Source organism: Flavobacterium xylosi (assembly GCF_042787345.1).
In the GTDB taxonomy this organism is placed as follows: domain Bacteria; phylum Bacteroidota; class Bacteroidia; order Flavobacteriales; family Flavobacteriaceae; genus Flavobacterium; species Flavobacterium xylosi.
The window spans coordinates 81,339-103,445 of the sequence record NZ_JBHZPZ010000008.1 but is presented as its reverse complement, the minus strand read 5'-3'; the positions used below and the strand labels follow the sequence as shown (position 1 = coordinate 103,445).

Below are 22,107 nucleotides of genomic sequence, written 5' to 3'. Positions count from 1 at the left end.
TGAGATATTGGATATTAATTTTCTTGAGTGGTATCTACTTTTATAATTGGAACAACTACCTTTTTTTTATTTTTAATTGAATCTTGAATCCTCAACTGTAATTTGACTGCTTCCGAAAGCCCGCCTAACTTGGCATATCGACCTTGTAAACTTGTTTCAAGTACACGTGTCTCTAAATCGGTTCTTGTGATTTTTTTTCTAAGGTATTTTTCTATCATTAAACTGGCAATTGGACCTGCTATCGCAGCTCCATAACCTCCGTTTTCAACTAATATGGCTATGGCAATTTTTGGGTTGTCTTTTGGTGCAAATGCCACAAATATAGAATGGTCTTCCATTTTTGTTCTTACTCCGTTGATTTTAGCAAAATTTTCTGCTGTCCCCGTTTTACCGCAAATATCGATCCCGTCAACTCGTAGAGCAAACGCAGTTCCTTGGTTGTACACATCAAATAAACCGCTGATCATGGGTTGGTAATACTTTTTATCGATTGTGGTAACGTGTTTTGTTGTAAATTTTTTGTCGATTTTATGACCTTCAATTTTTTTGATGATGTGAGGCGTGTAATAATAACCTTCATTAGCAACCGTTGCCATCATATTGGCCAATTGAATTGGCGTCATCAAAACTTCTCCTTGCCCGATGGCATTCGATATAATTGTTGTCCCTCGCCAGCCACCGTTGGGATAAACTTTTTTGTATGTTTTTGAATTTGGAATGTTACCTTTTTTTCCGGTAGGTAAATCATATCCCATAAATTGTCCCAATCCAAAGCTTTTGATGTGATTGCTCCAAACATCCACTGCATACGCTGGTTTTGCGTATTTACCAATGGTTCGCAAGTAGACATTCGAAAAATATGCATTGCAAGATCTAAAAATACCATTATGTAATTGTACAGATCCAAAAATTTTACAATGACATTTCTGGAATCGACCACGACCGTAACTAAAACCACCATAACAGGAGTAAGTAGTTTTCTCATTTACAACACCTTCCTGTAGTCCAACAAGTCCGGTCAGTATCTTAAACGGGGATCCTGGAGGGTATTCGGCCAGTAAGCCTCTGTCATATAGTGGTTTTGCGATGGAGTCGCGATATAAAACGGTATAGTTTTTTGATCGTTGTCTCCCTACTAATATTGACGGGTCATAGGATGGCGCTGTTACGAGGGCAAGTATTTCTCCGGTTTTAGGTTCGATAGCAACAATTCCACCTCTTTTATTAATCATTAATTGTTCCCCGAACTTTTGAAGCTCAGCATCAATAGTAAGATTTATATCTTCTCCCTGAACAGCGACAGTGTCATATCTTCCTTCTTTATAGGAGCCAATTTCTCTGTTGTATTTGTCTTTTTGAAAATATTTGACCCCTTTTATTCCGCGTAAAATGTCTTCGTAACTTTCTTCAACACCTTGTCTTCCAATTAAATCACCGCTGTTGTAATAAGGGTTTTTCGCAACTAATTTTTCATTTACTTGTGTTATAAATCCAAAGACATTGGCGCCAAAATCGACTTCATAGTCCCGTAAAGAACGTTTTTGAAAGTAGAAACCTTCAAATTTTCTAATTTTTTCTTGAAATGCTGCAAATTCGCTTTTGTTTAATTGGGGTAAAAAAACGGAAGGTAATCTTGGACTATATATTTTGGCTTTTGCCATTCTTTTTAAGAAATCCTCTTTGGTAATAGCAAGTAATTGACAAAATTCTGTTGTATCAATTTTTTTTACATCTCTTGGGATAACCATGATGTCATAAGAAGCCTGATTGGCAACTAATAATTTGCCATTTCTATCGTAAATATAACCTCTTTCGGGATAGTCATATTTTATTTTGATTGCATTATTGTCTGACTTTAATTTGAAGGAATCATCAATAAATTGCAAATAAAATATCCGAATCACCAGCAATAACGCTGCAACAATGATTAAAGAAGGCAGCAATACTTTTCTCATCTTTTGTTTGGCTTAATAAGATAAATTATTATAATACAAATTAGTAATGTAAACACGGTACTTAATAGTGTTCTCAGTAATATGTCTAAAATAAAGCTAAACTGAAAAGCTTCTAAAATAAATAAGGTAAAATGATGGATTACAACAGAAAGTAATGTAAAGGAGAATCGTTCTGGCGTTAAAACATCATTTAATTTAATAGTTTGGTATTCATAACTCAAACCGAAAGAAAATTTAAAAATAAAGGGTCTAAAATAAGCGAGAACTAAACATGCAGTTGTGTGTATACCACCCGAATTAGAAAACATATCCATGATAATTCCAAGCAGGAAACTGGCTATTAATAAACCAGATTTATTTCCATTTACGGGATATAATATTATGAAAAGTATGTACGGAAATGGACTTATATAGCCCAAAAAATTCATATTATTGAAAATAATAATTTGGACTGCCAATAACAGAACGAAGCGAAAAATATTGACTAACAAAGTGCTATTCATTTTTTTCTTTTTTTTCTAAATTAATAAGTTCTTCACGATTCTTACTTTTTATGATATATACATGACCTAAATTTGTCATGTCATTGAATAATCTGATATTTATGGTGTAATAATGAGTTTTATTATCGGTAAATATATTAGCTATTGTACCTATTCCTATATTTTCAGGAAAAATAACTGATTGTCCACCAGTTACAATGGTATCTCCTTTTCTAATAGCTGCTAATCTTGGAACATCTATTAATTGCACAAAACCGGTGTTTTTTCCATCCCAAATCAAAGAGCCAAAATGATTTGATTTCTTTATTTTCGCATTTATTTGAGATTTTGTGTTTAGAATACTCACCACAGTAGAATATCTTGGGGAGGTATTGTCAATAATACCTACTATACCTAAGTCATTGATTACGCCCATGTCTGATTTTACACCTTGGAGCTCACCTGAATTTAAAGTCAAATAGTTTTCATGTGAATTATAAGAATTATGAATCACTTTAGAAACTATTATATCGGATGGTTTAACTCCTTTTAAGCTGTCTAGTCTTTTTGTTGCAGTAGTATCTTTTTTGTTAAATAAAATACTTTTTAATTTTGCGTTTTCAAGAGCAAGCGCATCATTTTGATTTTTTAAATTTAAGTACTCATTGATGTTATTCACTTTTTCATAAACACCTCCGCTCAAAAAGTTAGCAGAACTGATTATTTTACTTCTGTGAAAAGAATGAGATTGAATAGTTAGCGTTAACGAAATACCCAAAAGCAGCAAAAACAGTATACGATTACTGTTTTTAAAAATAAAATTAAATATTTGCTGCATTTTTTTAAGTTAAAAATTTTTAAAAATCAAATCCCAAATTCCAAAAATATAGGTTTATAAATTGGAATCTGGAAATTGGAATTTGTTATTTTATAAGGATACTTTTGAATTTTGTAATGTTTTTAAGTGCCATACCAGTTCCTCTAACTACAGCTCTCAATGGATCTTCGGCAATATAAACAGGTAAATCTGTTTTTTGCGAAATTCTTTTGTCAAGACCTCTTAACATTGATCCTCCACCTGCAAGATAGATTCCAGTGTTGTAGATATCAGCTGCTAATTCTGGTGGGGTTTGAGATAAAGTTTCCATTACGGCATCCTCAATCCTTTGAATTGATTTGTCTAATGCTTTAGCTATTTCTCTGTATGACACCTCTACTTGTTTAGGCTTACCGGTAAGTAGATCCCTTCCTTGAACGGACATGTCTTCCGGAGGAGTTTCTAAATCTTCGATAGCGGCACCAATTTGGATTTTTATTTTTTCAGCGGTAGTCTCTCCAACAAAAAGATTGTGTTGGGTACGCATATAATATACAATATCATTTGTAAATACATCACCAGCAATTTTCACTGATTTGTCACATACAATACCACCTAATGCGATTACTGCAATTTCAGTAGTTCCGCCACCTATGTCAACGATCATGTTTCCTTTTGGTTGCATTATATCGATTCCAATACCTATTGCTGCTGCCATAGGTTCGTGTATCAAATAAACTTCCTTACCATTAACTCTTTCGCACGATTCTTTTACCGCTCTCATTTCAACTTCAGTGATGCCGGAAGGAATACAAACAACCATTCTTAATGCGGGAGTAAACATTCTTTTCTTCAATGCTGGTATGCTTTTTATAAATAAGCTTATCATTTTTTCGGAAGCATCAAAATCAGCAATTACACCGTCTTTTAAAGGTCTAATCGTCTTAATGTTTTCATGTGTTTTTCCCTGCATCATACTTGCTTCTTTACCTACAGCAATGATTTTGCCCGATACTCTATCACGGGCAACTATTGAAGGGCAGTCAATTACTACTTTATCATTATGTATGATTAAAGTATTAGCGGTACCAAGATCTATCGCGATATCCTCGGTCATGAAATCAAAAAATCCCATAAGTTTTTTAGGGGTTAAATAGTTATAAATTTGAGACGGGCAAAGTTAAACAAATTAATGTTTAAAATGACGCGTTCCAGTAAATACCATTGCAAGTTTATTTTCATTGCAATAATTGATGCTCAATTCGTCTTTTATTGATCCACCGGGCTGAATCACTGCAGTAATACCTGCTTTTTTTGCAATTTCCACACAATCGGGGAAAGGAAAGAAAGCGTCACTTGCCATGACCGCTCCGTGTAAATCAAAATGGAAATTATTTGCTTTTTCTATGGCTTGTAATAAAGCATCAACTCTTGATGTTTGTCCAGTACCAGAAGCTATAAGCGTACCGTTTTTTGCAAAAACAATTGTATTTGATTTTGTGTTTTTACAAATTTTAGAGGCAAAAATTAAATCTAGAACTTCTTGTTCTGAAGGCGCTGTTATAGTAACGGTTCTTAAGTCTTCTTTATTGTCTGTAATATTGTTTCTCTCTTGAACCAAAATTCCGTTTAAGCAAGAGCGAACTTGCTTTTGTGGTAAAACTACCTCGTTTTGAACTAATATAATTCTGTTTTTCTTTTCCTGTAAAATTGTAATAGCCTCAGTATCATATTCAGGGGCAATAACTACTTCGCAAAATAATTTATTTATTTCGGTTGCTGTTTTAACATCTATTTTTGTGTTAGAAATCAAAACGCCTCCAAATGCTGAAGTCGGATCGCAAGCCAATGCTACTTCATACGCGTCGCTGATGGTACTTCTTGTAGCAAGTCCACAAGCATTATTATGTTTTAATATGGCAAGTGTAGGTCCGTCATTTTTGAATTCATTAATCAAATTAACGGCTGCATCTACATCTAATAAGTTGTTGTAAGAAAGTTCTTTTCCGTGAAGTTTTTTGAACATGGCATCAAAATCACCAAAGAAAAATCCTTTTTGATGTGGATTTTCTCCGTATCTCAATACTTGTCCATTAGCAATACTTTGCTTGTATATCGTTTCATCCGTATTGAAGTAATTGAATATGGCAGTGTCGTAATGAGAAGAAACATGAAATGCTTTTGTAGCCAATAATTTTCTGTCCTCAAGTGTAGTTGCTCCATCTTGGTCAGTAATCAAATCCAAAAGCAAGCCGTATTGATCAACAGAAGCCACAATTACAGTGTCTTTGAAGTTTTTTGCGGCAGCACGAATCAACGAAATACCACCAATATCTATTTTTTCAATAATATCAGCTTCGCTGGCTCCTGATGCAACTGTTTTTTCAAAAGGATATAAATCAACAATAACTAAATCAATTTGCGGAATATTAAATTCTTCCATCTGCTGTACATCACTCTCGTTGTCCTGACGATTTAAAATACCTCCAAAAACTTTTGGGTGTAATGTTTTTACTCTGCCGCCAAGAATAGAAGGGTAAGAAGTTACGTCTTCAACCGGTATCACAGGAATATCCAAGTTTTTAATGAAATCCTCAGTTCCACCTGTAGAATATAGTATGACATTTTGAGAATGCAGTTTTCTTACAATAGGCTCAAGACCTTCTTTTGAAAATACCGAAATTAATGCAGATTGAATTTTTTTAGTAGTGTTCATTGTGTAGTTATAATTATAAAGTGCAAAAATAGTTTTTTTTTGATTATAAATTTCATCGAAGATTCGTAACATTATCTTAAATAATCATACTAACCTGTTGGTAGGGTTTTATTAGGTTTTTGAATAAAATTTATTGAATTTTACCTTAACGCAAAAAAATTTTTATGTTTGTCTATCTTCGGTTATTAAAAGAGAGTTTCAGTTTTGCAATGAATGCTTTGCGCAACAACAAATTAAGGACTTTGCTTTCTTTGTTGGGTGTTACCATTGGTATTTTTTCTATTATAGCTGTACTTGCAGCCGTAGATTCTTTAGACAGAAAGATTACAAAAGATTTAAGCAGCTTAGATAAGAACACTATTTATTTAATGAAATTTTCTTTTGGACCTTCTGATATTCCGCAATGGAAAAGGGAGCAGTTCCCCAATGTTGAGTATGATGAATATACCTACATGAAAGGCGCAATGACTAATACTGCTCAAATGGGATATCAAATATTCACAAGAAAAGAATCTATAAAATATGATTCTAAAACAGTAAGTGACGTTAATGTTGTTCCTGTTTCGCATGAATTTATAGATATTCAAGGACTTGAGTTTGAAAAAGGAAGGTTTTACAACGAATCAGAAGCTAACTCAGGTGCTACGGTAATCGTCTTAGGGGATGAAATTGCAAAACAATTATTTGAGAATTTTGACCCGATCGGTAAAAATGTACGTTTGTACGGCAAAAGGTTTACGGTAATTGGCGTTTTGAAAAAAGAAGGTGCCGGGTTATTTGGAGACAGTAATGACACTACTGTTTTTATTCCGGTTAATTTTGTCCGTCAATTGTACGGGGACAGCAATACTACATCAACCAATGTCATTATTTTAAAACCTGAAAAAGGAGTGGATATGGAAGCTTATAAAAGTGAAATATCTCAAAAATTAAGAAGTTACAGAGGTTTGAAATCAGGGGAAATTGATAATTTTTTCATTAATGTATTTTCAGGATTCACCGACTTTATAGATAATATTTTAGGTCAAATGAATGTTGTAGGATGGATTATCAGCGGATTTTCGCTACTTGTGGGAGGATTTGGTATCGCTAATATTATGTTTGTTTCCGTGAAAGAGCGTACTAATTTGATAGGAATCCAGAAATCATTAGGGGCGAAAAATAGATTTATCCTTTTTCAATTTTTATTCGAAGCGATTATACTTTCCGTCATTGGCGGGATTATCGGTCTTTTGTTGGTTTGGATCATCTCGGTAGTTTTAACAAAAGTGGTGGATTTTGAATTCGTCTTAGGAATAGGGAATATTCTTTTAGGAACCGGTCTTGCCGCATTAATTGGATTGATTTCGGGGATTCTTCCTGCTATTGCAGCGTCTAAACTCGATCCGGTTGAGGCAATTAGAACCGGGATGTAAAAACAGTTGATCTTTCATATTTAACACCTTTTTCTAGTTTGATAAAAGAATCCGTCTTTTTTTGCATGTTATTGCTCTCCCTTTCTGGATACACACAAAATCAGAGGGATACTACCCAGCTTGCTGATGTTGTCTTGACGTACAAAGTTCCTATAGCAATAGTTTCATTGCCGTTTCAAGTAGCGGTAATCTCTGCCGCGCAAATGGATTTTCAGAATTTTCAAAGTACCGCAGATGTTTTATCTAATTCAGGCTCATTATTTGTTCAGAAATCGCAACAAGGTGGTGGGAGTCCATCCATTCGAGGCTTTGAGGCCAGTAGGGTTTTGTTGCTAGTGGATGGTGTTCGTATGAATAATTTGATGTTTAGAGCTGGACATCTTCAAAACGTTATTTCAGTTGATGAGAGCATGCTTGATAATGTAGGTATTTTTTTTGGTCCTGCTTCTACATTATTTGGTAGTGATGCACTTGGCGGTGCGGTTACAATGACAACCAAAAAAGCAAAGTTTTTGAATGAAGTCCAAAAAAAATGGACGGGAGAGGTTAATATGCGTTACAGTACGATTAACCAAGAGCAATCAATTGCTTTAAATTTGAATTATGCTTCCAAAAAATTTGCCGCTTTGACTCTAGTTTCGTTTAATGATTTTGGAGATTTAAAAATGGGAAAAAATAAAAATCACAATGAAGATTTTTTTGGAGAGCGCCCATTTTATGTTGCGACAATAAACAATGTGGATCAATTGGTGGCGAATGAAGATAAATACGTTCAAAAAAATACAGCATTCAAGCAATACAATCTCATGCAAAAATTAAGCTATAAAACAAATTTAGGTTTTGAGCATGGTCTGAATTTGCAATTTTCTACATCAACGGATATTCCTCGCTACGATCGATTGACAGAAATGGATCCTTCAACAGGTTTAAGGCATGCGCAATGGTATTATGGTCCACAAGAGCGAGTAATGGGAATTTATTCTTTGAATAAGAAAAAAGCTTTTATTTCCAGCGACTTGAAAGTAACTATTGCTTTTCAAAACGTAAAGGAAAGCAGGCACAACAGAAGGTTTGGAAACTATAATTTACAAAGTAGAAAAGAAGAAGTGAAAATGTATTCTGTTGCGGTAGACTTGGCTAGGAAATTTAAAAGTGGGGAATTATTTTACGGATTAGAATCATATTATGAAAACTTAAATTCTTCGGCATACTCTACTAAGATAAACACTGGCTCAAAAAATCCAATCAGCACAAGATATCCCAATGGAGACAACTTAATGTTGCGAGACGAAATCTATATTTCCTATAACGATAAAATAGCCGAAAATACATTCTGGAATTTAGGCGCTCGTGCTGGATATACCTCTCTGAAAAGTACTATTGTTGATAATTCTTTTTTTTTATTACCATTTTCGAAAATAGAACAGAATAATTTCACATATAGTGGTCTTGTAGGAATTGTTAAAAATACATCAAAGCATGTAGCTTTAAAGGCGAATTTATCTAGTGGATTTAGAGTTCCAAACATTGACGACTTAGCCAAAGTTTTCGAAACAGTACAAGGAACGCTTATTGTTCCTAATTCAAAATTAAAACCAGAAAAAACAGTCACAGCTGACATCGGGATTGTTATGCAATCCAATTCTAAAAAGATAAAATTTGAAAACACCTATTTCTATACCAGAATGTATGATGCTATCGCAACTACCCAATTTCAATACGAGGGGCAAAGCGTGATTTTATATGATGGAACATTAAGTAAAGTTTTTGCAAATCAAAATAAGGGAAAGGCTTTTATTACGGGATTGTCAACTAATTTTAGTGCGATGGTGTTATCAAAAGTAAAAATCGATGTTAATTTCAATTATAATTTGGGTAGAATTGTACAAGATGGTACACAACAAGCTCCATTAGATCATATTGCGCCTTATTTTGGGAAAATTGGTTTTATGTATGCGAATTCTGGGATAAACATAGAAGCCTACTTGCTGTACAATGGTAAGAAAAAAAGACGCGATTATTCTTCAAGTGGTGAAGACAATTTGCAATATGCACCAGTTAACGGAATGCCAGCTTGGGAAACGTATAATGTAAAATCTAGTGTTGAAGTGTATCATAATGCTACACTATTTGCAGGTGTCGAAAATATTTTAGACACCCAATACCGTACATTTTCCTCTGGAATTAATGCGCCAGGAAGAAATGTATATGGTGGATTACGATACAGCTTCTAAAAAAAGCATTCCTAAAAATAAAAATTCCTGTTCACATTAGCAAACAGGAATTTTTATTTTAAGAAGATCAGGATCTATCTAATGGTATTGTTTTGAATTAAGTCGATATACAAGTTGATCTTATCTTTCAATTCTTTTCTAGGCGTTATGAAGTCTAAGAAACCATGTTCAAGTAAGAACTCGGCAGTCTGAAAACCTTCCGGTAAATCTTTACCTGTTGTGTCACGCACAACTCTAGGTCCGGCAAATCCGATTAAAGCACCAGGCTCAGAAATATTTATATCGCCTAGCATGGCGTAAGAAGCAGTTGTTCCGCCAGTGGTTGGATCCGTACACAAAGAAATATAAGGTAATTTTGCTTCGGCAAGTTGAGCTAGTTTCACAGATGTTTTTACAAGTTGCATCAACGAGTAAGCCGCTTCCATCATTCTTGCTCCACCTGATTTTGAAATCATCACAAATGGCAATTGGTTCTTTATCGCATGATCAATTCCCCTTGCGATTTTTTCTCCCACTACAGCTCCCATAGAACCACCAATAAAGGCGAAATCCATACAGCAAATTACTAATTCTTTCCCTTTCGATTTTCCAACTCCGGTACGCACTGCATCCTTAAGTTTGGTTTTTTCCATCACGTCTTTCAATCGATCTGCATATTTTTTTGTGTCCACAAAATGCAAAGGATCTTTAGAAGTCATGTTTTTATCCAATTCGACAAACTCATTGTTGTCAAATAAAATTTGAAAATAGGCTGAACTTCCAATTCTAACATGAAAACCATCTTCTGGACTTACAAATAAGTTGCGAGCCAGTTCATCAGCATCAATAATTTTACCAGTCGGAGATTTGTACCAAAGACCTTTTGGGATATCCATTTTGTCTTCAGTAGGAGTGGTAATTCCTTTTTCTTTTCTTTTAAACCAAGCCATTTGTTTAGTATTCAGTGTTCAGTAATCAAGTATTCAGTGTTTTGTAATCAGTTTTAGTGTTCCATTATCAGTATTTGAGAACTGAACACTAAAAACTGAAAACTGACCATTATGTTATAATGTATTCACGTTGTTCAAGTCAGCAAATGCTTGCTCAAGTCTTGTATTGAAAGTGATTTCGCTTTCACGTAACCATTTTCTTGGGTCGTAATATTTTTTGTTTGGTACATCAGCACCTTCTGGGTTTCCAATTTGAGATTTCAAATAGTCTATATTTTTTACCATATAATCACGAATACCTTCCGTAAATGCAAATTGCAAATCAGTATCGATATTCATTTTTATTACACCGTAGCTAATACCTTCTCTGATTTCTTCAAGCGTAGAACCGGAACCACCATGGAAAACAAAATCTACAGGGTTTGGACCGGTATTGAATTTATTTTGAACGAAATCTTGAGAATTTTTTAAGATTTTTGGCGTCAATTTTACATTTCCCGGTTTGTAAACACCGTGTACGTTACCAAAAGCGGCAGCAATTGTAAATCTTGGGCTTACTTTTGAAAGTTCTTCGTATGCGTAAGCAACTTCTTCTGGTTGTGTGTATAGCTTTGAGCTGTCAACGTCAGAATTGTCAACACCATCTTCTTCGCCACCTGTGATTCCAAGTTCGATTTCCAATGTCATTCCCATTTTGCTCATTCGGGCTAAATATCCTTTGCAAATCTCGATATTTTCTTCGATTGGCTCCTCAGATAAGTCAATCATGTGAGAAGAGTATAATGGTTTTCCAGTTTCAGCAAAATGTTTTTCTGAAGCATCCAATAAACCGTCAATCCAAGGCAATAATTTTTTCGCACAATGGTCTGTGTGAAGTATAACAGTTGCTCCGTAGGCTTCCGCCAAAGTATGAATGTGTAATGCACCAGCTATTCCACCAGCGATTGCCGCTTTTTCATTAACATTAGAAAGTCCTTTTCCTGCATTAAATTGAGCACCGCCATTAGAAAATTGAATAATAACAGGAGCATTTAATTTTGCAGCAGTTTCAAGAACACTATTTATAGTATTCGATCCCGTAACATTTACTGCCGGAAGCGCAAATCCTTTTTCTTTTGCGTAATTGAAGATTTCTTGTACTTGATCTCCCGTGGCTACGCCTGGTTTTATGTTGTGTGCCATTGTAATTTTTTTAGTTATTTTTTTAGTTTTTAGTTTGCAAAAATAAGAATTAATAGAATTAGAATGGGTAATTTATTCCGAAATTTAAAACAGAGTGTCCAAAATTGTATTCTTGAAACCATTTTTTGCCGCTTTCATTCGCAGGATTATAGGTTTTAAATCCTAAATCGAACCGAATTACAAAAAAACTAAAATCATATCTTACACCAAAACCGGTGCCTAACGCAATATCTTTTAAATCACCAAAGCCGGTGAAAGTTGATTTTTCGTCAGCCACATTATCCAATACATTCCAAATGTTTCCGGCATCGGCAAAAAGAGCACCTTTTAAACTGCCTAAAAGTTTGAACCTAAATTCGCCGCTAATTGCAATTTTCATATTTGCCTCGTTGAAATCATCAGTAGCACCGCTGCTTCCCGGTCCTAAGGCGTAAGGTTGCCACGCTCTGTTGTCATTAGATCCTCCAGAAAAATAACTTCTTGAAAAGGGAACGTTGTCTGAATTCCCAAAAGGAATTGCGATACCAAAAAAAGTTCTGACTGCAAAGACTTTTTCTTTGGTTAAATCCCAGTGTTTAATATAATCGAACTCTGTTTTTATGTATTCTGAATATTCTAAATTGAATATTTCGTAATTGCCATTTAAATTCTCTGGTCGATTTAATCCTTTAGCAACTAATGATAAAAGAGTTCCTGCAGACTCAATTTTAGTTCTAAAAAGATAAAAATCGTTATCCAATAAATCTTTTTTAGTTGTTTTTGAGAAGGTGAAACTGGTGGCAAGAATAAAATCATTTTCTGTAAGTCTCACTCTGCGTTCTTCAATACTTTTTACGCTTTCAAAATCTGACTGCGCTACTGGTTTTATAAAGCTGCCGCTTCCTGTCAGGACATCATTGGTGAAACCGCTGGTTCCGTCTTCAATTATTAAATTTCCTTTTTTAAAATAAGAATTGTTGTTGCTGTATGTTTGTCCAATTTCGTTTAATGCTTTATAGGAGGATCCATATACATTGAAGTAATTTTGTGGATTTAGATTTCTTACAAATTGTACGTTGAATAAATCAAAACGAGCCGTGTTGTTTTTTTTAGGTGTCCAATTATAGGATAAGGCGCCGGTAAAATTCTCCTTATCCAAACCAATATTCCTTTGTTTTGCAAAACCCGCATTGGCAAGCGTCGAAGGAATCATACTTTTGGGAATGATTTTTTCGGTATTAAAAGGCATGAAAATTCTTGGAATATTCAGTTTTAAATCAAGTCCGTATTCTGAAACATTAAAGAAATTATTCTTTGGGTTCGCTAAGTCTTTTGAGGAACCAATATTTCCTCTTGCGCCAATTTCTAAAGTTTCCGCGCCATTAAAGACATTTCTAATCGTTTCCGAAACACTTAATCCAATACCTACGTCTTGAATGTTAGAATGTGTTATGTCTGTTGTCCATCCAAAACTGTATTTTTTCCTTGGTGACAAATAGATTTTGGCAATCAAAGAGTGTGCGGTTGTATCTCTTGGATCAACTTCATATTGAATACTTGGATAATTAAAAATTTTAAGGTTATTCAGGTAACGTGTGGTTAAAACCGTTTTGTTATCTGCAAATAAGCTTCCTTTAGTAATAAAGATTGCATTTGTGATCGCGCGCGGTTTGTATTTTAATTTGTCCTGGCTGTATAGATTAAAATTATTGTATGTAGTGCTGTCAGTTATGTTTAACTTCTTAATGGGTGAATAATCAGTATAAATATTTACATCACTTATTTTATACATTTTAAAAGGTTCCGTTTTACTTGAATCCTGTTCTTGATACGAATAATTATTGATGATAAGATTCACATCCGCCTTGTTCACTTTTTTTATCGTGTCAATATCAAAAGTCACATAATTAGGTTGAAAGAAATAAACGCCGTTATTTCTAAAGTGCGTCGTGATTCGGTTTTTTTCATTCTCAAAATCTAGTGTTTTGTATTGATTGCCCGATTTTATTAAAGTGTTGGGTTTTATCGATTCATACAACGAGTCTAAGACAGGAGTTAAAATAGTTGATTTTATGGTGTCCAAAGAATACGGTTCACCTGTAATTATAGTGTATTTTGTTTTGGCTTTTTTACCGCTCAAAGTGTCTATAATGTAATTAGCTTTTACATTAAAATAGCCCGTATTGAAATAATAATATTTTAAACGGATAATCGATTTATCAATTTTCGTTTTCTCAATAATTACTGGGGGTTCGCCTGTTTTTTTTAAAAAATCATGGATTCCGTGATACCAAAAAGACTGACCAAGTCTATCAACCTGTTTTGCTGACAGCCATTTGGATTTTCTTTCGTATTTTCTGGGATTATTGGTGAATTTAGCTTGATAAGTGGAATCAGGATTCAGGTTTGCCAAGTTGTATAAATTCAATCGCAATCGATAGCCTAAAAAGGTGCTATTGGGTTTTTGATAGAGTTGATTAAGAACAATTTCTTCCTTTGTGGACTTATTATTTACCTTAATTTCGTTTTTAGTAAGCAGTAATTTTCCCTCGGGAACTCGTTTTACAGCATTACAGGCGCAAATAAATATTGCTATTAGAATAAATGCTGTTATTTTTGTGGAAATCTTCTTCAATTGGTATAAATATTTAATTCAAAAGTACATTATTTTATGGTTAGTAAAAACCAAATAAAACTTATAACGAGTTTACAACAAAAAAAATATCGAAACACTAATAAATTATTTTTTGCCGAAGGTGTAAAAGTAATTCAAGAATTGCTGCAGTCCAATTTTGAGCTGGAGCATTTGTATTCGACTCAAGACGATTTTGCAGAAGTTTCGAATTCAAAAAAAACGATTGTCGACGACAATGATTTAAAGAAAATTAGCGCTTTGTCAACTCCAAACTCCTGTTTGGCAGTCTTTAAGATACCCGTCGAAAAAAACAGGATTGAATCCGGATTGATTCTTGCTCTTGATTCCGTTCGCGATCCTGGGAATTTAGGAACTATATTGCGTTTATGTGACTGGTTTGGGATTAATCAGTTGTTGTGTTCTAAGGAAACCGTCGATATTTATAATCCAAAAGTGGTGCAGGCCACAATGGGTTCCATAGCCAGAGTAAATGTGAATTATGTAGATTTGAGTGCTTTTATAGGGCAAACAAAGTTGCCGGTTTTTGGAACATTTATGGATGGGGTAAATATCTATAAAACCAGTTTGCCACAGGAGGGAATCATTGTCATGGGAAATGAAGCTAACGGAATTTCGGCTGAATTAGAAAAGTTAATTCAAAACAGATTAACGATTCCTCGTTTTGGAGACATCCAAAAAACAGAAAGTTTGAATGTAGCAACTGCCACAGCCATTGTTTTGAGTGAGTTTCGTCGGGGCTAGTATTCGGTTTTCACCCCGAAGCTTCGGGAGCAGTTTACAGTGAGAACGGAAACCTGTAAACTATTTTTTAGTGGAAAGTAAAGTTGATAAAAACGGCTCTGGATTTTATGGATTCAATATTGCTGGTCCATGGACTGTTAGGATCGTTGTCACGAATCAATTCATCTCTAAGTCCAAAAACACCTCGAATAGAAGGAGAAAATATAAAATAAGGGGAGAATAAATCAATTCCAAAACCCAATTCGTAATTTGTAGTCCAGGGTTTTACTCTAAAACGTTGCCCTGAATTATCGTCAACGGATTTTGAATTGCTAGATAAATTTAAAGTAGTCGATAATCCTCCTACTATATAAGGACGAATATTGGCTGTTCTTAGAGAAGAGAATTTCAACAACAACGGCAAATGAATGTAGGTGCTGTTTACCTGTCTTAAAGCATCGTATTCCGTCGTGAAATTGGGATACATTAACTCTCTTGTTGTGTAATACAATCCTGGTTCAAACCGTAAGTTGATGTATTCATGAAGTTTCAAATCACCCACAATTCCAACATTAAATCCAGTGGATTTTTTTACCTGAATATCGGGACCGACAGTTTTATAATCTATTTTGAAATCATAAGAATTGAACCCTAAAAAATATCCAAAATAAAGTCTTTTATTCTGGAAATTTTCCAAGTTAATAATAGGGTCCTTACTGAACATATTTTTAGTGAACTGAGCAGATCCAGTCAGTGTGAAAGTAAACAAAATTAAGCAAACTATTTTTTTCATGTTTATTCTAAATGATCTTCAGTATTATTTTTTTGAAGCGGAATAAATGGTAGCCACACCAAATGTTTGCGGCATTGCTATCACATCTATAAACCCAGTTTTTCTCAAAATATTGTTTAACGCTTCTCCATAAGGGAAGGCAGCTGAAGATTCTGATAAATAGCCATAAGCTACATTATCTTTTGAAAATAATTTACCGATGAGCGGAAGTATATTTTTACTGTAAAAATTATATCCTTGTTTGTATGGTGTTTTTTCTGGCACTGAAGTTTCTAAAATTACAAATACACCATTTGGTTTTAAGACTCTTAATATTTCAGCTAATCCTTTTTCTAAAGTTTCAAAATTTCTAACGCCAAAAGCAACGGTTATGGCATCAAAATAGTTGTCTTCAAAAGGCATATTTTCTGAATCTGCTAAAATCATTTCTATAGTGTTAGAAAGTTTTTTAGTTTCAATCTTTTTTTTGCCTACTTCAAGCATTCCGGCAGAAATATCTAAGCCGATAATTTTTTCCGCATTGGTCTGAGCCATTAATATTGCCAGATCTCCAGTTCCTGTAGCAATATCCAAAATGGTTTTAGGATTTGATTTGGCTACTATTTGCAAAACTTTTTTACGCCACTTTATATCGATTCCAAAAGAAATGACGCGATTAAGATTGTCATAATTCCCTGATATGGTATCAAACATTTGTGCAACTTGTTCTTTTTTACCTAAGGTCGAATTTTTATAGGGTGTAATGTTTTTTGACATTTTATTTTTATTTCCACAAATATAATACAAACGACACGAACTAAAAATGGGTTTCTAAATTTGAATCTAATTTTGTTTGAATTGATAGAATATATGATTTGCAATTATTTAAAAAAAAATGAAATATCACTAAAAGTGGGTATTGCAAGGATGGTTTTTAATATAGAATTTTACTTTCTAGTTTTAAATACTTGAATCAATGATTAAGAGAGATTTAATGACCCAAACAAAGTGGTTTTTTCTTGCGCTAACAATCTCATTTGTTCTTGTAAGCTGTGTTGAAAGTGCGATTTTACAAAATGGTACTTTATTTAAAGCGCAAAATACGTTCTTAGGATTAAATTTGTTTTTGGAAATTTTAGTTTTCTTTGTCTTTAGTACCTTCGTGGTATTTGGTATTAAAGGCTTTTTTGAGATGTATTCTCAAAAAACATCAAATGTTATTATCTTCACTTCTGGAGTATTTTTAATATTTGTAATTTTTATTTTATGTTATCAAATACTGTTTCAAGAGTAGGTCATTTCTCTTATCATTGTAAAAAAAACATCCCGTAATGGGATGTTTTTTATTTTCGTAAGTAGGTGTCGTAACTGTAATCAAAAAGATGTTTTTCGTCTTTGGTATTAAATTCTGAAATTGTCTTTTCCCATTCTTCAAGATTTATCTCAGGGAAAAACGCATCTGCATCAAAAGAATCATGCACTCGTGTAATTTCAATTTTATCTGTAAACGGGAGTCCCAAATAATAGATTTCTCCTCCGCCAATAATATAAGAGGTTTCGTTTTCAGGACACATTTCTATTGCTTTTTCCATGCTGTCAACCACCACACAACCTTCGGGTTGGTAATCTTCCTGTCTGGATATAACTACATGCGTTCTGTTAGGTAAAGGTTTTGGAAAGCTTTCGAATGTTTTCCTTCCCATTATTATATAGTGTCCAGAAGTAAGTGTTTTGAACCTTTTGAAATCATTTGGAAGATGCCAAACCAACTCGTTATTTTTTCCAAGTGCATTATTTTCGGCTACAGCCGCAATCATTACTATCATTTTTTTTAAATTTTATGTAGCGGATTCTTCATTTATATGCGATTCTAACTGGGTAATTTTCTTTTGCTGTAAAGCAACCAATCGGTCTATTTGTTCTCTCTCCCAATCTTTATTCATAAAACGATCCGTTATATATACTTTTATGAAATGTAGAATAAAAAGGAAAAACCATATTGTAATTACCCAAATGCACCAATTTGTTTCTACACCGATATTGAGAAATTTATGGGCAATAAACAAAAATAAACTTCCTAAAAGGAATAAAACAGAATGAAAATAGAGCCCTTTTTTTTGTTTTATTCTTCTTCGAGCGTATTCATATTGTTCATGTATTTCTTTTTGCATAGTTCATTTTTATGTTATAAAGATAAAATTTATTTCGGAAAGGTAATATTTTGGTTGTGTATAATTTAGTTAGAAAACGTTTTCTTATTTTGGATTTACAAATTTAAGCTAAATAAATTGGCAAATCATTTAAAAAATTAACAGTGTTTAACGCATTTTATTAAAACTTCAGAAGTTTTTTGAAAATCCAACTGAATTCATTTACTTTGTCTTATAAATCTAAAAATGAAATAGTTATGTCGATAAAGAAACAATTTGTAAAAACAAAACCGGTTTGTAAAGTTACATTTTCGGTACAAGCAAAGCAAGCAGCATCAGCATCAGTAATTGGTGATTTTAATGATTGGAATTTAGCGGAAGGGGTTTTAAGTAAATTAAAAAATGGCACCTTCAAAGCTACTTTCGACTTGAATAAAGATGCTTCTTATGAGTTTAAATATGTTATAGATGGTCAATTCGTAAATGAACCGGATGCAGATTCTTTCAAATGGAATGATTTTGCTGGGGCAGAAAATAGTGTTTTGTCTATCTAATCAAATATGAAAATCCGCCTATGAAGCGGATTTTTTTATGTTCTTAATTTAACGAGAAGGATTCAGTCTAATTTAAACAGCAACGCTACCTTTTATAATTGGATGAGGCTCATATCCTTCTAGAGTAAAATCTTCGAAATCAAATTCGAATATGTTTTTTATGGCTGGATTCAAAATCATTTTTGGCAATGGTTTTGGTTCTCGAGACAATTGTAATTCGAGTTGTTCAAAATGATTGTTATAAATATGTGCATCACCAAAAGTGTGGATAAATTCACCAACTTCAAGATCACAAACTTGCGCAATCATCATGGTCAGTAATGCATAAGAAGCGATATTAAAGGGAACTCCCAAGAAAATATCGGCACTTCGTTGGTATAATTGACAGGATAATTTTCCGTCCGAAACATAAAACTGAAAGAAAGCATGACAAGGAGGCAAAGCTGCTTTATTGTTAGCTACATTTTCGTCAAAAGATTTCGTAGTGTCAGGAAGTACTGAAGGGTTCCATGCCGAAACAAGCATACGACGACTGTTTGGGTTGGTTTTTAGTTCGGTAATTAGTTCCGTGATTTGGTCTATTTCCTCGTTGTTCCAGTTGCGCCATTGATGACCATAAACAGGTCCTAGGTCGCCATTGGCATCAGCCCAGGCGTCCCATATTTTCACTCCATTTTCTTGAAGATAGGCGATATTTGTATCTCCTTTCAAGAACCAAAGCAATTCATATATTATGGATTTCAGATGCAATTTTTTAGTGGTGACCATTGGAAAACCTTCACTTAAATCAAAACGCATTTGGTATCCAAAAACACTTTTTGTTCCTGTTCCTGTTCGGTCTCCTTTTTGACAACCGTTTTCCATAACGTGTTGCACTAAATCTAAATATTGCTTCATTTTACTGGGGGTTAATCGGTTTTTGTTTTAATCAGGAAATTAATGAGAATTAATTTAAATAAATCACGATTCTCTTTTTGAGATTTCATCTCTTATTTTTGCTGCTTTTTCGTAATCTTCATGGGTTACCGCTTGGTCGAGTAATTCATTCAATTCCTGTAAACTATGCTTGGAATAAGTATTGCCGGATTGATTGCTTTCTTCTTCTCTTCCAAAAGTGTCCGGATTAGAAAGAACATCATCTATTTCTTGGGAATCTTTATTAGCGTCAGAAGGGTTTGCTTTTAAATAAATACCGGCTTTGTCCAGAATGTTCTTGTACGTAAAAATAGGAGCGTTGAATCGCAGCGCCAATGCAATGGCATCAGAAGTGCGTGCGTCTATGATTTCCTCAATTTTATCTCTTTCGCAAATGATGCTGGAGTAAAAAACACCATCTACTAGTTTATGGATTATGACTTGTTTTACAGTAATATCAAAACGTTCTGCAAAATTTTTGAATAAATCGTGCGTCAAAGGACGTGGCGGTTTTATTTCTTTTTCCAGAGCTATAGCAATAGATTGCGCTTCAAAAGCACCAATGACAATGGGCAACTTTCTTTCGCCATCAACTTCATTCAAAATTAGAGCGTATGCGCCGTTTTGAGTTTGACTATATGAAATTCCTTTTATGGATAATTTAACTAAGCTCATAATTGTTGTAATGGGAAAGTACCGTGTACTTTTTTAGTAATAAAAAGTGTAAAAAAAAATTGCTATCTAAAAGCAAAGATACAAATATCTTATTTTTTAGATAGCAATTTAGATTATTTATTAAAGAGACTAGTTTTGTGCTTTGAAAGCTTTAAATTTCTCTATCAATTTTGGAACAATTTCAAATGCGTCTCCAACAATTCCGTAATCAGCCACTTTGAAGAAAGGTGCTTCCGGGTCACTGTTGATGACTACTTTTACTTTAGAAGAGTTGATTCCTGCAATGTGTTGGATTGCTCCTGATATTCCAATGGCGATATATAAATTTGTGGCAACCGGTTTTCCAGTTTGTCCTACGTGTTCTCCATGAGGTCTCCAGCCTAAATCCGAAACTGGTTTTGAACAGGCAGTTGCAGCACCAAGTACCGAAGCTAATTCTTCAATCATTGCCCAGTTTTCAGGTCCTTTTAATCCACGACCAGCCGAAACAACTATGTCAGCATCAGCGATAGAAACTTTTCCGGAAATTTTTTCTACTGATTCTACTTTTACCCCAAAATCATTGTCTCCAATAGTTGGGTTGAAATCTTCTTCGGTTAAGGTAGAGGCAGTTTCAACAATTCCGTACGAGTTTTTGGCAAGTCCAAGTACTTTTACGTCAGTGTCAATTTCAGTGATGTTGAACGCTTTGTTTGAAAAGGCATTTCTCTTTACTTGAAAAGGAGATGTTGAAACGGGTAAACCAACAACATTTGAAGCATAACCAGCTTCTAGAGCTACTGCAACAAGTGATGAAAGGTAAATACTGTCCGTCGTTGACGAAAGTAAAATTAATTTAATATTTTCTTTTTGAGCAGCTTGTTTGATTACATCAGCATACGCTTTTGCTGTAAAACCTGATAATTTATCGTTGTTTACTTTTAATACTTTGTCTACTCCGTATTTTGATAATTCCGAAACATCTCCTGCGTTAACAGTCACTGCCGTTACAGTTGTTCCTAATGATTCCGCTACTTTTTTAGCATAAGAAGCCAATTCGAAAGCTACTTTCTTGAATTTTCCTTCTGAGTATTCTGCATATATTAATATTGACATAATTTTTGTTTTAGTCCTAAAGGTTTAAAGTCTAAAGTCATAAAGGGTAATTAGTGTAAACTACTGTCCTTTTGACTTTCGACATTCGACTTTATGACAGTTAGATTACTTTCGCTTCGTTGTGTAATAAATTGATTAATTCGTCTAAATTATCTGCAGAAATTAATTTCACCGCAGATCTTGGAGCTGGTTTTTCAAATTTTACTGCTTTAGTCTCTATTGGTGCAGCAACAGGCTCAAGAATAGTTAATGCTTTAGTTCGAGCAGTCATAATTCCTCTCATGTTTGGAATACGCAAGTCTTTTTCTTCAACCAATCCTTTTTGTCCACCAATAATTAAGGGTAGAGTAGTAGCAACGGTTTCTTTTCCGCCATCAATTTCACGAACTGCTTTTACATTTGTGCCGTCAACCGTTAGGGAAGTACAAGAATTCAAGAAGTTGTATCCTAAGATTCCGGCAATCATTCCAGGAACCATTCCCCCATTATAATCCAAAGATTCTTTTCCAGCGATAATAACATCGTATCCGCCGTTTTTGATTACTTCAGCAAGTTGCTTAGCAACAAAAAATCCGTCTGTTGGATTAGCATTTACACGAATAGCTTCGTTTGCACCTATTGCTAATGCTTTTCTTAAAGTTGGTTCTGTTTCCGGTCCTCCAACATTGACAACTGTAACCGTTGCGCCTTGTTGCTCTTGAAACCAGATGGCACGTGTTAAACCAAATTCATCATTTGGGTTAATCACAAATTGTACGCCATTAGTGTCAAATTCAGAGTCACCATTGATAAAGTTGATTTTTGAAGTAGTATCAGGAACGTGACTGATGCAAACTAATATTTTCATAAATATATTTTTAA

At 34.1% G+C, this 22,107-nt stretch carries 21 protein-coding genes; 5 read left to right on the top strand and 16 right to left on the bottom strand.

Annotated features, from left to right (window positions below; translation table 11 throughout):
• Positions 1-14 precede the first annotated feature (14 nt).
• From mrdA to purH, 5 genes are all read right to left on the bottom strand, one after another.
• On the bottom strand, positions 15-1,955 hold the full coding sequence (gene mrdA / locus ACFX5E_RS08500; protein WP_379854771.1) for a penicillin-binding protein 2: 1,941 nt from the start codon (positions 1,953-1,955) through the stop codon (positions 15-17).
• Positions 1,952-2,458 (bottom strand): rod shape-determining protein MreD, encoded by a 507-nt coding sequence (locus ACFX5E_RS08495; RefSeq protein WP_379854770.1) that lies wholly within the window; start codon positions 2,456-2,458, stop codon positions 1,952-1,954. Before ACFX5E_RS08495 ends, mrdA begins: the two co-directional genes overlap by 4 nt.
• Positions 2,451-3,275 carry a rod shape-determining protein MreC gene (gene mreC / locus ACFX5E_RS08490; RefSeq protein ID WP_379854769.1) on the bottom strand — a complete coding sequence of 275 codons (825 nt, stop codon included), beginning with the start codon at positions 3,273-3,275 and terminating at the stop codon, positions 2,451-2,453. Before mreC ends, ACFX5E_RS08495 begins: the two co-directional genes overlap by 8 nt.
• 85 nt (positions 3,276-3,360) lie before the next feature.
• Positions 3,361-4,389: a rod shape-determining protein gene (locus tag ACFX5E_RS08485; RefSeq protein WP_379854768.1), complete on the bottom strand. Its 1,029-nt coding sequence runs from the start codon at positions 4,387-4,389 to the stop codon at positions 3,361-3,363.
• Between the two features lie 54 nt (positions 4,390-4,443).
• Positions 4,444-5,970 carry a bifunctional phosphoribosylaminoimidazolecarboxamide formyltransferase/IMP cyclohydrolase gene (gene purH / locus ACFX5E_RS08480; protein ID WP_379854767.1) on the bottom strand — a complete coding sequence of 509 codons (1,527 nt, stop codon included), beginning with the start codon at positions 5,968-5,970 and terminating at the stop codon, positions 4,444-4,446.
• A gap of 164 nt (positions 5,971-6,134) precedes the next feature.
• Here purH and ACFX5E_RS08475 point away from each other — a divergent pair, with 164 nt between their 5' ends.
• The gene (locus ACFX5E_RS08475; protein WP_379854766.1) at positions 6,135-7,385 is read left to right on the top strand and encodes an ABC transporter permease; all 1,251 of its coding nucleotides are present in this window, start codon (positions 6,135-6,137) and stop codon (positions 7,383-7,385) included.
• 38 nt (positions 7,386-7,423) lie between these two features.
• Positions 7,424-9,619: a TonB-dependent receptor plug domain-containing protein gene (locus tag ACFX5E_RS08470; protein WP_379854765.1), complete on the top strand. Its 2,196-nt coding sequence runs from the start codon at positions 7,424-7,426 to the stop codon at positions 9,617-9,619.
• A gap of 74 nt (positions 9,620-9,693) precedes the next feature.
• Here ACFX5E_RS08470 and accD read toward each other — a convergent pair whose 3' ends face one another.
• The 3 genes from accD to tamL form a co-directional block, all read right to left on the bottom strand.
• On the bottom strand, positions 9,694-10,548 hold the full coding sequence (gene accD / locus ACFX5E_RS08465; protein WP_379854764.1) for an acetyl-CoA carboxylase, carboxyltransferase subunit beta: 855 nt from the start codon (positions 10,546-10,548) through the stop codon (positions 9,694-9,696).
• A 114-nt stretch (positions 10,549-10,662) separates the two neighbouring features.
• Positions 10,663-11,730 (bottom strand): class II fructose-bisphosphate aldolase, encoded by a 1,068-nt coding sequence (gene fbaA / locus ACFX5E_RS08460; RefSeq protein WP_379854763.1) that lies wholly within the window; start codon positions 11,728-11,730, stop codon positions 10,663-10,665.
• A gap of 58 nt (positions 11,731-11,788) precedes the next feature.
• Entirely contained in the window at positions 11,789-14,344 is a 2,556-nt protein-coding gene (tamL, locus tag ACFX5E_RS08455; RefSeq protein WP_379854762.1) for a translocation and assembly module lipoprotein TamL, read from the bottom strand.
• Positions 14,345-14,380: 36 nt separating this feature from the next.
• Here tamL and ACFX5E_RS08450 point away from each other — a divergent pair, with 36 nt between their 5' ends.
• Positions 14,381-15,106 (top strand): TrmH family RNA methyltransferase, encoded by a 726-nt coding sequence (locus ACFX5E_RS08450; RefSeq protein WP_379854761.1) that lies wholly within the window; start codon positions 14,381-14,383, stop codon positions 15,104-15,106.
• 67 nt (positions 15,107-15,173) lie between these two features.
• Here ACFX5E_RS08450 and porT read toward each other — a convergent pair whose 3' ends face one another.
• On the bottom strand, positions 15,174-15,878 hold the full coding sequence (gene porT / locus ACFX5E_RS08445) for a type IX secretion/gliding motility protein PorT/SprT (RefSeq protein WP_379854760.1): 705 nt from the start codon (positions 15,876-15,878) through the stop codon (positions 15,174-15,176).
• 24 nt (positions 15,879-15,902) lie between these two features.
• On the bottom strand, positions 15,903-16,634 hold the full coding sequence (ubiE, locus tag ACFX5E_RS08440; protein WP_379854759.1) for a bifunctional demethylmenaquinone methyltransferase/2-methoxy-6-polyprenyl-1,4-benzoquinol methylase UbiE: 732 nt from the start codon (positions 16,632-16,634) through the stop codon (positions 15,903-15,905).
• Between the two features lie 199 nt (positions 16,635-16,833).
• Here ubiE and ACFX5E_RS08435 point away from each other — a divergent pair, with 199 nt between their 5' ends.
• Complete coding sequence (locus ACFX5E_RS08435) at positions 16,834-17,151, top strand: hypothetical protein (protein WP_379854758.1); 318 nt, start codon at positions 16,834-16,836, stop codon at positions 17,149-17,151.
• A gap of 49 nt (positions 17,152-17,200) precedes the next feature.
• Here the strand turns inward: ACFX5E_RS08435 and ACFX5E_RS08430 are convergent, their stop codons facing one another.
• Both ACFX5E_RS08430 and ACFX5E_RS08425 read right to left on the bottom strand, forming a co-directional pair.
• Positions 17,201-17,683 (bottom strand): dihydrofolate reductase, encoded by a 483-nt coding sequence (locus tag ACFX5E_RS08430; RefSeq protein WP_379854757.1) that lies wholly within the window; start codon positions 17,681-17,683, stop codon positions 17,201-17,203.
• A gap of 12 nt (positions 17,684-17,695) precedes the next feature.
• Positions 17,696-18,028 (bottom strand): 2TM domain-containing protein, encoded by a 333-nt coding sequence (locus ACFX5E_RS08425; RefSeq protein WP_379854756.1) that lies wholly within the window; start codon positions 18,026-18,028, stop codon positions 17,696-17,698.
• A 236-nt stretch (positions 18,029-18,264) separates the two neighbouring features.
• Here ACFX5E_RS08425 and ACFX5E_RS08420 point away from each other — a divergent pair, with 236 nt between their 5' ends.
• Positions 18,265-18,561: an isoamylase early set domain-containing protein gene (locus ACFX5E_RS08420; RefSeq protein WP_379854755.1), complete on the top strand. Its 297-nt coding sequence runs from the start codon at positions 18,265-18,267 to the stop codon at positions 18,559-18,561.
• Between the two features lie 72 nt (positions 18,562-18,633).
• Here ACFX5E_RS08420 and ACFX5E_RS08415 read toward each other — a convergent pair whose 3' ends face one another.
• The 4 genes from ACFX5E_RS08415 to ACFX5E_RS08400 form a co-directional block, all read right to left on the bottom strand.
• Positions 18,634-19,458: a thymidylate synthase gene (locus ACFX5E_RS08415; RefSeq protein WP_379854754.1), complete on the bottom strand. Its 825-nt coding sequence runs from the start codon at positions 19,456-19,458 to the stop codon at positions 18,634-18,636.
• Between the two features lie 63 nt (positions 19,459-19,521).
• Positions 19,522-20,151: a bifunctional nuclease domain-containing protein gene (locus tag ACFX5E_RS08410; protein WP_131480155.1), complete on the bottom strand. Its 630-nt coding sequence runs from the start codon at positions 20,149-20,151 to the stop codon at positions 19,522-19,524.
• 129 nt (positions 20,152-20,280) lie between these two features.
• The gene (locus ACFX5E_RS08405; RefSeq protein ID WP_379854753.1) at positions 20,281-21,246 is read right to left on the bottom strand and encodes an electron transfer flavoprotein subunit alpha/FixB family protein; all 966 of its coding nucleotides are present in this window, start codon (positions 21,244-21,246) and stop codon (positions 20,281-20,283) included.
• Between the two features lie 100 nt (positions 21,247-21,346).
• Positions 21,347-22,093 (bottom strand): electron transfer flavoprotein subunit beta/FixA family protein, encoded by a 747-nt coding sequence (locus ACFX5E_RS08400; protein ID WP_379854752.1) that lies wholly within the window; start codon positions 22,091-22,093, stop codon positions 21,347-21,349.
• Positions 22,094-22,107: the final 14 nt, after the last annotated feature.

Excerpts from the sequence above, each read along its gene's own strand:
- mrdA (WP_379854771.1), bottom strand. The coding sequence starts at position 1,955 with ATGAGAAAAGTATTGCTGCCTTCTTTAATCATTGTTGCAGCGTTATTG.
- ACFX5E_RS08495 (WP_379854770.1), bottom strand. The coding sequence starts at position 2,458 with ATGAATAGCACTTTGTTAGTCAATATTTTTCGCTTCGTTCTGTTATTG.
- mreC (WP_379854769.1), bottom strand. The coding sequence starts at position 3,275 with ATGCAGCAAATATTTAATTTTATTTTTAAAAACAGTAATCGTATACTG.
- ACFX5E_RS08485 (WP_379854768.1), bottom strand. The coding sequence starts at position 4,389 with ATGGGATTTTTTGATTTCATGACCGAGGATATCGCGATAGATCTTGGT.
- purH (WP_379854767.1), bottom strand. The coding sequence starts at position 5,970 with ATGAACACTACTAAAAAAATTCAATCTGCATTAATTTCGGTATTTTCA.
- ACFX5E_RS08475 (WP_379854766.1), top strand. The coding sequence starts at position 6,135 with ATGTTTGTCTATCTTCGGTTATTAAAAGAGAGTTTCAGTTTTGCAATG.
- accD (WP_379854764.1), bottom strand. The coding sequence starts at position 10,548 with ATGGCTTGGTTTAAAAGAAAAGAAAAAGGAATTACCACTCCTACTGAA.
- fbaA (WP_379854763.1), bottom strand. The coding sequence starts at position 11,730 with ATGGCACACAACATAAAACCAGGCGTAGCCACGGGAGATCAAGTACAA.
- ACFX5E_RS08450 (WP_379854761.1), top strand. The coding sequence starts at position 14,381 with ATGGTTAGTAAAAACCAAATAAAACTTATAACGAGTTTACAACAAAAA.
- porT (WP_379854760.1), bottom strand. The coding sequence starts at position 15,878 with ATGAAAAAAATAGTTTGCTTAATTTTGTTTACTTTCACACTGACTGGA.
- ubiE (WP_379854759.1), bottom strand. The coding sequence starts at position 16,634 with ATGTCAAAAAACATTACACCCTATAAAAATTCGACCTTAGGTAAAAAA.
- ACFX5E_RS08435 (WP_379854758.1), top strand. The coding sequence starts at position 16,834 with ATGATTAAGAGAGATTTAATGACCCAAACAAAGTGGTTTTTTCTTGCG.
- ACFX5E_RS08430 (WP_379854757.1), bottom strand. The coding sequence starts at position 17,683 with ATGATAGTAATGATTGCGGCTGTAGCCGAAAATAATGCACTTGGAAAA.
- ACFX5E_RS08425 (WP_379854756.1), bottom strand. The coding sequence starts at position 18,028 with ATGCAAAAAGAAATACATGAACAATATGAATACGCTCGAAGAAGAATA.
- ACFX5E_RS08420 (WP_379854755.1), top strand. The coding sequence starts at position 18,265 with ATGTCGATAAAGAAACAATTTGTAAAAACAAAACCGGTTTGTAAAGTT.
- ACFX5E_RS08415 (WP_379854754.1), bottom strand. The coding sequence starts at position 19,458 with ATGAAGCAATATTTAGATTTAGTGCAACACGTTATGGAAAACGGTTGT.
- ACFX5E_RS08410 (WP_131480155.1), bottom strand. The coding sequence starts at position 20,151 with ATGAGCTTAGTTAAATTATCCATAAAAGGAATTTCATATAGTCAAACT.
- ACFX5E_RS08405 (WP_379854753.1), bottom strand. The coding sequence starts at position 21,246 with ATGTCAATATTAATATATGCAGAATACTCAGAAGGAAAATTCAAGAAA.
- ACFX5E_RS08400 (WP_379854752.1), bottom strand. The coding sequence starts at position 22,093 with ATGAAAATATTAGTTTGCATCAGTCACGTTCCTGATACTACTTCAAAA.